This window comes from Streptomyces sp. NPDC006997, from assembly GCF_040635175.1.
Classification (GTDB): domain Bacteria; phylum Actinomycetota; class Actinomycetes; order Streptomycetales; family Streptomycetaceae; genus Streptomyces.
Genome location: NZ_JBEYHH010000012.1, coordinates 200,509 through 212,664, shown reverse-complemented (window position 1 = coordinate 212,664; position 12,156 = coordinate 200,509). Strand labels below are relative to the sequence as shown.

General features: G+C 73.0%; 10 protein-coding genes. 2 read left to right on the top strand and 8 right to left on the bottom strand.

Going from position 1 to position 12,156, the window contains the following annotated elements; all coding sequences use genetic code 11:
* Window positions 1-96: 96 nt before the first annotated feature.
* The 6 genes from cobT to ABZ659_RS14860 all read right to left on the bottom strand — a co-directional run bounded on the left by cobT (window position 97) and on the right by ABZ659_RS14860 (window position 8,599).
* Complete coding sequence (gene cobT, locus ABZ659_RS14885; protein ID WP_360218552.1) at window positions 97-3,471, bottom strand: nicotinate-nucleotide--dimethylbenzimidazole phosphoribosyltransferase; 3,375 nt, start codon at window positions 3,469-3,471, stop codon at window positions 97-99.
* A 347-nt stretch (window positions 3,472-3,818) separates the two neighbouring features.
* Complete coding sequence (gene cbiE / locus ABZ659_RS14880) at window positions 3,819-5,045, bottom strand: precorrin-6y C5,15-methyltransferase (decarboxylating) subunit CbiE (RefSeq protein WP_360218550.1); 1,227 nt, start codon at window positions 5,043-5,045, stop codon at window positions 3,819-3,821.
* Window positions 5,046-5,164: 119 nt separating this feature from the next.
* A complete protein-coding gene (locus tag ABZ659_RS14875) occupies window positions 5,165-5,791 on the bottom strand; it encodes a GNAT family N-acetyltransferase (protein WP_360218547.1) in 627 nt (208 codons plus the stop codon).
* A gap of 138 nt (window positions 5,792-5,929) precedes the next feature.
* The gene (locus ABZ659_RS14870) at window positions 5,930-6,757 is read right to left on the bottom strand and encodes a MetQ/NlpA family ABC transporter substrate-binding protein (protein ID WP_360218544.1); all 828 of its coding nucleotides are present in this window, start codon (window positions 6,755-6,757) and stop codon (window positions 5,930-5,932) included.
* A gap of 70 nt (window positions 6,758-6,827) precedes the next feature.
* Window positions 6,828-7,565 carry a methionine ABC transporter permease gene (locus ABZ659_RS14865; RefSeq protein WP_360218541.1) on the bottom strand — a complete coding sequence of 246 codons (738 nt, stop codon included), beginning with the start codon at window positions 7,563-7,565 and terminating at the stop codon, window positions 6,828-6,830.
* Window positions 7,562-8,599, bottom strand: coding sequence for an ATP-binding cassette domain-containing protein (locus tag ABZ659_RS14860; RefSeq protein ID WP_360218538.1), 1,038 nt, complete (start codon window positions 8,597-8,599; stop codon window positions 7,562-7,564). The genes ABZ659_RS14865 and ABZ659_RS14860 overlap by 4 nt, the downstream gene beginning before the upstream one ends.
* Before the next feature lie 406 nt (window positions 8,600-9,005).
* Between ABZ659_RS14860 and ABZ659_RS14855 the strand changes: the two genes are divergently transcribed.
* The gene (locus tag ABZ659_RS14855) at window positions 9,006-9,365 is read left to right on the top strand and encodes a hypothetical protein (RefSeq protein ID WP_360218535.1); all 360 of its coding nucleotides are present in this window, start codon (window positions 9,006-9,008) and stop codon (window positions 9,363-9,365) included.
* A gap of 1 nt (window position 9,366) precedes the next feature.
* On the top strand, window positions 9,367-9,798 hold the full coding sequence (locus ABZ659_RS14850; RefSeq protein WP_360218532.1) for a hypothetical protein: 432 nt from the start codon (window positions 9,367-9,369) through the stop codon (window positions 9,796-9,798).
* 80 nt (window positions 9,799-9,878) lie between these two features.
* On the opposite strand, the gene ABZ659_RS14845 is transcribed toward ABZ659_RS14850, so the two are convergent.
* Both ABZ659_RS14845 and ABZ659_RS14840 read right to left on the bottom strand, forming a co-directional pair.
* The gene (locus tag ABZ659_RS14845) at window positions 9,879-10,376 is read right to left on the bottom strand and encodes a GNAT family N-acetyltransferase (protein ID WP_360218529.1); all 498 of its coding nucleotides are present in this window, start codon (window positions 10,374-10,376) and stop codon (window positions 9,879-9,881) included.
* A gap of 253 nt (window positions 10,377-10,629) precedes the next feature.
* Entirely contained in the window at window positions 10,630-11,829 is a 1,200-nt protein-coding gene (locus tag ABZ659_RS14840; RefSeq protein WP_360218526.1) for a glycerophosphodiester phosphodiesterase, read from the bottom strand.
* Window positions 11,830-12,156: the final 327 nt, after the last annotated feature.

Sequence of the window (12,156 nt, the reverse complement as noted above, 5' to 3'; positions counted from 1 at the left end):
CGTCGTCCAGGGCGTACGGCACCTCGTAGACGGCGACCTGACGGACCGGCACCCACCCGTTCCGCCCCGCGGAACGGGTGGGCACGGCGATCCGGCCTACTTCTCGGTCACACCCGCCGAGTCGAACGTCGCCACCTCGTGCATCGCGCGTGCCGTGCTCTGCACCAGCGGCAGGGCCAGCAGCGCGCCCGTGCCCTCGCCGAGGCGCAGGTCGAGGTCGACGAGCGGGCGCAGGCCGAGCTTGTTGAGGGCGGCCACGTGGCCCGGCTCGGCGCTGCGGTGTCCGGCGATGCAGGCGGCGAGGACCTCCGGGGCGATCGCGCGGGCGACCAGCGCGGCGGCACCGGCGCTGACGCCGTCGAGGATCACCGGCGTCCGCAGGGACGCGCCGCCCAGCAGCAGCCCCACCATCGCGGCGTGTTCCAGACCGCCGAACGCGGCGAGCACGCCGACGGGGTCGGCCGGGTCCGGCCGGTGGAGTTCGACGGCGCGCCGGACGACCTCGGTCTTGCGGGCCAGCGTCTCGTCGTTGATGCCGGTGCCGCGGCCGGTGACCTCGGCCGGGTCGACACCGGTGAAGACGGAGATCAGGGCCGCGGACGCGGTGGTGTTGGCGATGCCCATCTCACCGGTGAGCAGGGCCTTGTTCCCGGCCGCCACCAGGTCGCGGGCGGTGTCGATGCCGACCTCGATGGCCTGCTTGACCTCCTCGCGGGTGAGCGCGGGACCGGTGGTCATGTCGGCCGTGCCCGGACGCACCTTGCGCGGCAGCAGGCCCGGCGTGGCCGGGAGGTCGGAGGCGACCCCGACGTCCACGATGCAGACCTCGGCGCCGACCTGGTTGGCGAAGGCGTTGCAGACCGCGCCGCCGCCGAGGAAGTTGGCGACCATCTGGGCGGTCACCTCCTGCGGCCAGGGGGTGACGCCCTGGGCGTGCACGCCGTGGTCGCCCGCGAAGATCGCGACGGCCGCGGGCTCCGGGATCGGCGGCGGGCACTGCCGGGACAGGCCGGACAGCTGCGCGGAGATGATCTCCAACATGCCGAGCGCGCCCGCGGGCTTGGTCATGCGCTTCTGCCGCTCCCACGCCTCGCCGAGCGCCTTGGCGTCCAGCGGGCGGATCTGCGCGACGGTCTCGGCGAGCAGGTCGTGCGGCTCCTCGCCGGGCAGGGCGCGGCGGCCGTACGTCTCCTCGTGCACGACCCAGGACAGCGGACGGCGCTTGGACCAGCCCGCCTGCATCAGCTCGGGCTCGTCCGGGAACTCGTCGACGTACCCGACGCACAGGTAGGCGACGACCTCAAGGTGCTCCGGCAGGCCCAGCGCCCGCACCATCTCGCGCTCGTCGAAGAAGCTGACCCAGCCGACGCCGAGGCCCTCGGCGCGCGCGGCGAGCCAGAGGTTCTCCACCGCGAGCGCGGAGGAGTACGGCGCCATCTGCGGCTGGGTGTGACGGCCCAGGGTGTGACGGCCGCCGCGGGTCGGGTCGGCGGTGACGACGATGTTCACCGGGGTGTCGAGGATGGCCTCGATCTTCAGTTCCTTGAACTGCTTGGCGCGGCCCTTGGGGAGCGACTTGGCGTACGCCTCGCGCTGCCGCATGGCCAGGTCGTGCATCGCGCGCCGGGTGTCGGCGGAGCGGATCACGACGAAGTCCCAGGGCTGCGAGTGACCCACGGACGGCGCGGTGTGCGCGGCCTCCAGGACGCGGAGCAGCACCTCGTGCGGGATGGGGTCGCTGCGGAAGCCGTTGCGGATGTCACGGCGTTCACGCATGACCTTCAGTACGGCCTCACGCTCCGCGTCGTCGTAAGGGGGTGCGGCCGGGCCGCTGGGCGGCTGCGCCTCCGCCGCCCCCGCCGGGGGTTCCTCCTGCTCGGCGGCCCTGGTGTCCAGGTCCTCGGCGTTCTGCGCGACGACGTCCACCGCCGGGGCGGGGTCGGCCTCGCGGGGCGCGGGGACCGTGGGGACGGCGGGCTCGGGGTGCTGCTCCTGTTCGGGCAGGGTGAGGGGGTGCGGCGGGGTCGGCGCGAGGTGCGGGGTGGTGGGCACGGTGCCGTCGACCGGGACGAACTGCCCGACGGGTCCGGGTTCCACCGCTTCGGCCGGTGCGTGGTCGTCCGCCTCCGGCTGCGCGGGCTGGGCGATCTGCGGGCCGGAGAGGGGTTCCGCAGCTGGCGGGGCGGGGGCGGGGGGTACGTCGTCCGGGGCGGGCGCCGGGGTCGCCTCGGGGGCGGCCTGCTCCGGCTCCGCCACCTCGGGAGCGGCCTGCTCCAACTCCGCCCCCTCGGGAGCGGCCTGGGCCACCGGTACGACGGGTTCCGGAACCGGCGTCGGGTCCGGGACGGGTTCGGGGACCGCTTGGGGAACAGGAGCCGCCTCCGGGACCGGGGCGGGTTCGGGGACCGCCTCCGGGACCGGGGCGGGTTCGGGGACCGCCTCCGGGACCGGGGCGGGTTCGGGGACCGCTTGGGGAACAGGAGCCGCCTCCGGGACCGGGACGGGCTGCGCCTCCTCAGCGACAGGAGCGGCAGGAGCCTCAGCCTCGGCTACCTCGGCTACCTCGGGAGCAACCGGAGCCTCCGGTACGGCGACGGCCTCCGTCACGAGCCGGGTCATGGCGGCCTGGGCGGGGTCGACCGGCTCGGCCTGGACGGCCTCGGTCGGGACAACCGATTCCGCGGGCACAGTCCCGGTGCCGGCCGGAGTCTGCGCCTGGACCTGCGCCTGCGCGCCCCAGGGAGCGGCACCCTGCGGCGGCATCTCCCGCAGGTGCGAGACGTCGAGGTACTCGGGGCCGGTGGTCTGCGGACCCGGGGGCTGCTGCCGTACCGGCGCGCCCGCGGGGCCGCGGTCGGCCAGCGAGCGGACGGGACTGGCGGACGCGTCGGGGATCAGCGGACCGAGATGCAGCGGACGCCGGGGCGCCGCGGCGGAGGCGGCCTGCACCACGGCCGGGGCCACCGGCGCGATGGGCGCGGCAGGAGCCGCGACCGCCTCCGCGCTCACCACCGGAGCCACCGGAGCCGCCGCGCTCACCGTCTCCGCGACCACCTCGGAGGCAACCGGAGCAACCGGAGCGACCGGCAGCTCCTCGGCCACCGGAGCGGGTACCTCGGCGACCGCCTCGCCACTCACCGGAGCAGGCGCGTCAGCGAACCCCTCCGCCGCAGGAACCGGAGGCACCTCCGTCATCGGAACCGAAGGCACCTCATGAGCCACGCCCTCCCCGGCCCCCACCTCAGGCTCAGGCACCCCCGGCTGATGTACGGCCTGCACGACCGGCTCGGGAGCGGGCGGGGGTACCTCGCGGCCCCACGCGCCCTGGGCGCCCGGCAGCAGGAGGTCCTCGTCCTCGGCGGGGTTGTCGGAGAGGTAGGCGTACGCACCGTGCGCGGCGGCGCCCGGCTGCTCCACCGTGCCTGCGTTCTCCGGCAGCCCTTCGCCCGGGACCTGGCCGGTGTCGGTCATGCGTACCCCTCGCCCATCGGTTAGTGCCTCTACGACCTGCTCACCCGGAACGGCGCACCGACCGTCCCGCAGTGAAGAACGAGCGTGCGTGCCGTGCGGCACGAACGACCCGCCCGGAAAAGGCGACAAAGCCATTGAGTGGCATTGTCGCGGTCGTTCCGCCGTCACGACAGCTTGATCCGCGACGGCCCGCTGTGGACTGCGCCACGTTGCGCACCCGCACCGGTGTGCCGTACCACACCCACCCCAAAACGGGCGGGTTTTCCGGACATTGGCCAACGAAGCGCCGGGTGCCCGAGTGCGGTACAACGATCGGCCAGCCTACCGCGCGCGGTACGACAAACGGATCACGGGGAGCGGTCCGGACGGTCCGGAAGCACGCCGCTGAGCAGGAACGCGACGCTCCGCTCCGTCTCCGCCCAGTGCCGGGTGTCCAGTCGCACGGACTGGAGCAAGGCGCACTCGACGTCGTACCCGTGTTCGGACAGGTCACGGCCGACGAGTTCGGCGGCGTCGCGGGTGGCGGCGTGGGTGACGATGCGCTGCGGACGGCGGTCGGCTACGGCGGAGACCACGGCCGCTCCCCCGCCGCCGATCCGTACCACGTCAGGTTCGGGCAGGTTCTCCAGCACGTGCGGGGCGGTCCCGTGCACGGTCTGGAGCTGGACGCCGAAGCGGCGGGCGGCGGCGACGGCGCGGGCGCAGGCGTCGGGGTCGCGGTCGACGGCGATGACGGCGGCCCCGGCGCGCGCCGCCTCGGTGGCGAAGGCGCCGGTGCCGCAGCCGATGTCCCAGACGAGGTCGCCGACCCGGGGTCCGAGGCGGGCGAGTTGGGAGGCGCGCAGCAGCTGGGTCTCGCCCTCGCCGAGACCGCCGCCATACCGCTCGTCGGGCTGGGTCCAGCCGCGCGGCCCGGTGGCCGGGTCGCGCCCGGCGATCCAGCCGCCCTCGGCCGTGCCGCCGGGTGCCACGGCGCCGCCGACGACGATGACGACGTTGGGGTCCCGCCAGGTGTGGTCGGCTGCCTTGTCGGAGGTGACGACGGTGACCTGTTCGCGCTGGGTGCCGAGTTCCTCGCAGATGACGAAGGTGCGGTGGACGCCCTCCAGCAGGAGGCCGAGTTCGGCGGGGCCCGCGCCCGGTGAGGTGAGAACCGCCACCTTCGTGTGGGCCCGGCATACGTTCACCGCGCGTCGCAGGGTGCGCCGGTGGGCTACGACCACATGGGCGTCGTCCCACGGCATTCCGGCGCGGGCGAAGGCGGCGGCGACGGAGGAGACGGCGGGGACGACCTCCACCTCCAGGCCGAACTCGGGGGCGCGCAGGGTGCGGACGACGCCGAAGAAGCCGGGGTCGCCGTCGGCGAGGACGACCGCGGTGCCGCGGTGGGCGGCGACGCGGCGGGCGGCGAGGGCGACGCTGCCGAGGCGGACGCGTTCGGCGTGCGGCGGTATCTCGGGCAGTGCCAGGTGGTGGGCGGCACCGGCCACGAGGGTGGCCGCGCCGAGCGCGGAGCGTGCCGCGGCGGTCAGCGGCGAGCCGTCCCAGCCGATCACCGTGACCCGGTCGGCCATCGTCGTCAGTCTCCCAGCGTTCTACTGCGCAGGTCGTGGGGTCGTTCGCCCGTGAGGGGGCGGGCTGTGTGAGGGTACCCGCTCTGGGCGGGCGGTGGCGGGGGCTGGACGGCCCCGTGTCAGTTCCAGTCGGAGTACGAGGTGAATCCGCCCGGTTCGGCCGTGCCCTCCAGGTCCTCCGGGAGCAGGCTCCAGACGATGTAGTCGGTGCGCACCTCGTTCCAGGTGCCGTCCTGGGCGCGGGCGCGGGCTATGCAGGCGCCGCGCAGGACGCCCTCGCTGATGCAGCCGATCTTCTGCGCGACCTGCTGGGAGGCGGTGTTGTCGGCGGCGGTGCGCAGCTCGATGCGTTCGAGCTTCTGGTCACCGAAGAGCCATCCGGCGGTGGCGAGGGCCGCCTCGGAGGCGTAGCCCTCGCCGCGGGCCCAGGGGGCGACGACGTAGGACATCTGGGTGGCGCGGACGTGCCAGTCGGTGGCGGTGAGCCGGATGAGGCCGACGAGGCGCTGGGTGAGGAACTCGGTGACGGCGAGCGCGAGCCCGCGTCCGGAGGCGCGCTCGCCGGGCGCGTACGCGGTGATCCAGGTGCGGGCGCCGACCTCGGTGAAGGGCTGGGGCACGTCGGTCCAGGCGACGACCTGTTCGTCGTTCATCATGTCGGTGAGCGCGGGGACGTCGTCCTCGTCGAGGGGGCGCAGCACCAACCGCTCCGTGCTGATGGAGATGTTGGGGAAGGTGCTCGTCATGCGCCGCTCCGTAACCTTCGTGACCGTCAGTTCCTGCGAACTGCCCAATATGCAGCATGGGAGCACCGGGCCGCACCACGGGGTCCGCTCCGTTCGAGGGAGCGGACCCCGGGCGGGGGGCCGTACGGTGACGGCGGGTCAGAAGGACGGGATGACGGAGCCGTCGTAGGTGTCCTCGATGAACTTCCGCACCTCGTCGGAGGTGAGGAGCTTGGCGAGCTTCCTGACCCGCGGGTCGTTCTCGCTGCCCTCCTTGACGACGAGGAGGTTGACGTTGGGGTTGTCCTCGGGGGACTCCAGGACGAGGGCGTCCTCGGCGGGCTTGAGGTCGGCTTCGAGGGCGTAGTTGCCGTTGATGACCGCCGCGTCGACGTCCTTCAGGGAGCGCGGCGTCTGGGCCGCCTCCAGCTCCTTGAACGTGAGGTTCTTGGGGTTGGCGGTGATGTCGGCGGTGGTGGCCGACGTACCGGCGCCGTCCTTCAGGGTGATCAGCCCGCCCGCGGCGAGGAGCTGGAGGGCGCGGGCCTCGGTGACGGTGTCGTTGGGTACGGCGATGGTGGCGCCGTCCTTGAGGCCGCCGACCTTGTCCGTCTTCTCGGAGTACAGGCCGAGGGGCTCCAGGTGGACCGGGGCGACGGACACCAGGTGGGTGCCGTTCTTCTCGTTGAAGTCCGCCAGGTAGGGCTCGGTCTGGAAGTAGTTGGCGGTCACGGACCCGTCCTCGGTGGCCGTGTTCGGCGTGACGTAGTCGGTGAACTCCTTCACCTCCAGGTCGAGTCCGGCCTTCTCGGCGAGGTGGTCCTTGACGTAGGTGAGGACCTCGGCGTGCGGCACGGGCGTCGCGGCGACGACCAGCGGGCCGGAGGTGTCGGAGGCGGCGTCCTGGTCCGAGCCGCAGGCGGTGAGCCCGAGGGTGAGGGCTCCGGCGGTGAGGACAGCGGCGGTGATCTTGGCGGTGTTACGCACGAAAAGTGCCTTTCCTGATGGGGTGGTGCGGCCCCGTCGTGGGTGGACGGGGAGTTCGGGGAGGTCGCGCTCAGGCGACCTTGCTGACGTCGGCCGCGGCGGGCTCCCGCGCCTTCAGCAGGCGCAGGGCGGGGGCGGGTCCGGAGCGGGCGCCGCGGTGGTGCAGGGAGCGGGCGGCCCAGTCGCCGGCGAACTGGATGACGGCGATGGCGACGGCGAGGACGGCCACGGTGATCCACATCAGGCCGGTCTCGAAGCGCTGGTAGCCGTAGCGGACGGCGAGGTCGCCGAGTCCGCCGCCGCCGACCGTGCCCGCCATGGCGGAGTAGCCGATGAGGGCGATGACGGTGGTCGTGGTGGAGGCGATCAGCGAGGGCAGCGCCTCGGGGACGAGGACCTTGCGGACGATCGTCCAGACGTTGCCGCCCATCGCCTGCACGGCCTCGACCAGCCCCTGGTCCACTTCGCGGACGGCCGTCTCGACGAGGCGGGCGAAGAACGGGATGCCGCCGATGGCGAGCGGCACGATCGCGGCCTCGCTGCCGATGGTGGTGCCGGTGATCCAGCGGGTGAGGTCCATCAGCGCGACCATGAGGATGATGAACGGCATCGAGCGGCCGATGTTGACGATCTGCCCGATGGCCTTGTTCACCACGGTGTTGCGGAGCAGTCCCCCGCGGTCGGTGAGGACCAGCAGGACGCCGACGGGCAGGCCCGCGGCGACGGCGATCAGGGTGGACCAGCCGACCATGACCAGCGTCTCGGTCCCCGCCTGCGACAGCAGGGGCTGCGTCTCGGACCAGGTCACCGGGCACCGTCCTTCACCGGTACGGGCGTGTCGTCGCCCACGACGTCGATCTGGAGTCCCTGTTCGCGCAGGAAACCGACGGGGACGACGTTGTCCTCGTAGCGGCCGGGGAGTTCGAGCCGCATCCGGCCGATCTGGAGGCCGCCGACGGTGTCGAGGGCGGCACCGAGGATCGATATGTCGATGTTGTAGGTGCGCGCCAGCTGGGAGATGACCGGCTGGGTGGCGGCCTCGCCGTGGAAGGTGACGTCGAGGACGGTGCGGTCGGCGCCGGTGGCCTCGCCGCCGACCGGGAAGAGCGCGGCGGCGAGTGGGGAGCCGGGGGTGGCGAGGAGTTCGCTGACGGTGCCGGACTCGACGACGCGGCCCTTCTCCATGAGGGCGGCCGAGTCGCAGACGCTCTTGACGACGTCCATCTCGTGGGTGATGAGCAGGACGGTCAGGCCGAGCTGGCGGTTGAGGTCGCGCAGCAGGGTGAGGATCGAGCGGGTGGTCTCGGGGTCGAGGGCGCTGGTGGCCTCGTCGGAGAGCAGCACCTCGGGGTCACCGGCGAGGGCGCGGGCGATGCCGACGCGCTGCTTCTGGCCGCCGGAGAGCTGGGCGGGATAGGACTTCGCCTTGTCGGCGAGGCCCACCAGGTCGAGCAGCTCCAGCGCCTTGCGGGAACGTTCCTTCCCTGACTTGCCGAGGATCTCCAGCGGGAGTTCGACGTTGTCCAGGACGGTCCGCGAGGAGAGCAGGTTGAAGTGCTGGAAGACCATGCCGATCCGGCTGCGCGCCCGCCGCAGCTCCCGCCCGGCGCGCGGGCCGCGCCCGGCGAGCGCCGTGAGGTCGCGCCCGGCGACGGTCACGGTGCCGGAGGTGGGGCGCTCCAGGAGGTTGACGCAGCGGATGAGCGAGGACTTCCCGGCGCCGGACTGGCCGATGACGCCGTACACCTCGCCTTCGCGGACATGCAGGTCGACGCCGTCGAGGGCGGTGACCTCGCGACCGCGGGAGCGGTAGACCTTCGTCAGGCCGGTGGTGGTGATCACGTGGGTATCCGTATCCGTCACTGTCGAGTGCGGGGGCATGGGTGTGCCCGGGTGCGGGTTCAGGGGGTGCCGTTCGGCGGGGGCCTGAGTGCGCGCGGCGGCACGGTTCACGTACGCGGTGGGCGTGCGGACATGCCGGGGCTGCGGCGGCTCGCTTCGGGGCGCGAGGCTCAGGGGGTGGTGCGGGGGCCCTCTAGCAGGCGCACATTCGACACATACGGCGAGCACCGGGCGTCATGGTCGCCTCGGTCGCAGGGATGCGGCTGCTCGTCGTGGTCATGCGATCAGTAAAGCAGACGTATCGCCCCGACCAGGCAGCACCGTCCGGATACTGGACAAACTGTGGTCGACGCCACGGCCCGGGGCCGCCAACAGCCCGCGCCGGGGCACGTAATAAGGTCGCTGCATGTTTGTAGCCCTGACCGTGGTGACCGCGGTCGCCGCGCTGCTGCTCGCCGCCTGGTGCGGGTGGGCGGCCTACCGCGACGAGCCGACGAAGGACTGGCACTTCATCGGGATGGCCGTGGTGACCGTGCTGGCGCTGGTCCAGCTGGTGGTCGGGATCGTGCAGCTCGCCCGGGGCGAGGACGCGGAGCAGGGCACGGCGATCTTCGTCTCGTACCTGGTGGGGGCGTTCCTGTGCGTCCCGGCGGCCGGGTTCATGTCGCTGGCGGAGCGCAGCCGGTGGGGTTCGGTGACCGTCGCCGCGGCCGGTGTGGTGCTGGCCGTGCTCCAGGTGCGGCTCTACGACATCTGGGGAGGCTGACGTGGGGGCGGCGCGGGAGAGGTCACGGCTGATCAGCGGGCCGGGGCTGCTGCTGGTCTGGCTGTACGGGGTGATGGTCGTCGGCGCGGTGTCGCGCTCGGTGTACCAGATCGCCACCGAGTTCGACCGGGCCCCGCTCGCCTACTCGCTGTCGGCGGTGGCGGGGCTGGTCTACGGCTTCATCACCTACACGCTGGTGCGCGGCGGGGAGACGGCCCGGCGGGCGGCGGTGGTGTGCTGCGCCGCCGAGCTGCTGGGCGTGTTGGTCGTCGGCACCTGGACGCTCGCCGACCCGTCCGCGTTCCCCGACGCCACGGTCTGGTCGGACTACGGCATGGGGTACCTGTTCATCCCGGTGCTGCTGCCGCTGTCCGCGCTGTACTGGCTGCGCAGGGCGCGGACCTCGGCGCCGGGGGCGGCCCAGGAGGCTTAGGGGGCGTCGCGGAAGTCCCGCCTGCCGCCTGACGCCCGGCACGCCCTGCGGCCGGACGACGGGACTGGCGCCACCGCCTTCTAGGCGGTGGCGGCGTACTCGCCCGCCTGCTTCTCCAGGACGATCATCGGGACGCCGTCGGCGCCCTGTGAGGTGCCCACCGTGTGGTAGCCGACCTTGCGGTACAGGTTGAGGTTGCTCTCGCTGCGGTGGCCGGTGTGCAGGCGGAAGGTGCGGGCGCCGCGCTGCTCGGCGAGGGCGGACTCGGCGGCGCGCAGCAGGCGGGCGCCGATGCCGTGGCCCTGGAGGCGGGGGTGGACGCAGAGCTTGCCGATGGCGGCGGCGCCGTCCTCGGTGATGGTGCCGCGGACCGAGCCGACGACCTCCTCGCCGAGCCGGGCGACGAAGACGCAGTCCTCGGCGACCTCGGCGCGGACCGAGTCCAGGCTCTGGACCAGCGGGTCGATGCGGTAGTTGCCGTACAGCGCGGCCTCACTCTGGAAGCACAGGTACTGCAGCCTGAAGATCTGCTCGGCGTCCTGGTCGGTCGCCTCGGAGATGGTCACGCTCATGCCCATGTGTGCACGCCTCCCGCTCACCTGTCGCCTGTTGTCCCCCACTCCTATCCCCGTGCTCCCCGGGCCGCAACCTCCGGTGTGAGCAATCAGCGCGGACATCCCCGGCATAGGGGGCGTTCGATCCCAAGGGGGCCCTGTGAGATACCCAACTCCCGGCCGTTTCCCGGTATCTGGGCGGTATGTGAGGAGGTCGGGCCGTCCGGGCAAGGGGTGCCCGGACGGCCGTCGCGTACACCTGAACGGGCGCGGGTCCTCAGCCGTCGCGGCGGGCGCGGAAGTCCTCGCGGGCCAGCACGCCGGTGTCCGGCTGGTCGGTGAAGACGCCGTCGATGCCGGTCGCGAAGTACGTCCGGTAGGCGGCGAAGACGTCACCGTAGGCGTCCGCGTCGGTGCCCTGGCGGAAGTCGGCGGGCAGGAAGGGGTTCTCGTTGCGCATCGTCCAGGGGTGCAGCCGGAGGCCGACCCGGTGCGCGTCGGCGACCAGGGTCGTCGGCCGGGTGAGACGGCCGCTGGCGTCCTTCGGGATGACCAGGTCCAGGGTGGGGCCGATGCCCTGCGCGTAGGAGGCGATCTCCCGCAGCCCGGCGGGCTTGACCAGGTCCGCGACGGTGCGCGGGTCGCCGTTCTCGACGAAGTCGTACGGGCGGCTGGACGGGCCGGACAGCAGCACCACCAGCGGGGTGTCGACCAGCTTGTTGAGCCGCTGGACGCTGGTCGGCTCGAAGGACTGGACGATGACCGGCGCGTCGAAGCGGTCCTTGCGGTACTTGCGCAGCAGCTTCGCGACCCGCTCCTCCAGGGCCAGGCCCTGCTTGCGGAAGTAGGTGGGGTGCTTCATCTCGGGGTAGATCCACACCTGCCTGCCGCGCCTGCGGGTCTGCTCGTCCTGCCAGCGGAGCACCTCCTCGAAGGTGGGGATCTCCCAGCGGCCGTCGTAGAGGGTGTTGTGCGGCCGGTTGGCCGGGATGCGCTCCACGGCGCGCAGCGTCTTCAGCTCGGCGAGCGTGAAGTCCTCGGTGAACCAGCCGGTGACGGACGCCCCGTCGAGGGTCGTGGTCTTCTTCCGGTCGGCGAACTCGGGGTGGTCGGCGACGTCCGTGGTGCCGCCGATCTCCGGCTCGTGGCGGCAGACCAGATGGCCGTCCCTGGTGACCACGAGGTCGCCCGCCTCGACGATGTCGGCACCCATGTCCAGCGCCAGGTCGTAGGCGCCGAAGGTGTGCTCGGGCCGGTAGCCGCTGGCACCGCGGTGGCCGATGATCGTCGGCACCGGCAGGCTGCGCAGCCCGCCACCGCCGTGTCCGCCCGTCGCCCGCGCCGTGCCGGACAGGCCGAGGACGGCTCCGCCCGCGCCGAGCGCGGCGGCGCCCAGCAGGGCCCGCCGCCCGGTGGCGGCCGACCGCCCCGCCGGTCCGTCCTGGCCGTGGTCGTGGTTGGACTCCTGGTTGGCCATGTGCCCCTCCTGTCGTACGCCTGTCCGATGCGCGCCGATCGTAGGTGCGCCGCGGTGACGGGCGGGAGACCCGCGCCGGAACACGGAGGTGACGCTGGATGTCGTACGGGGGCGAAGGGATGACGGTCCGTCGGCTTCGGTGCCGTGGGGCCGGGTACCCGGCCCGTGGTCGGCCGGGCGCGACGTCCGTCACACCGTCGCGGGTGGGCCACGGACGGCGCGCGGCGCCCCGCCGCAGGTGAACGCGGGTCAACAGTGCGTAAGACCTCGGTGAACCCGGGGCCCTCGATGTGCGCTGCGCCCGGCCCGCGAGTAACGTGCTCACCT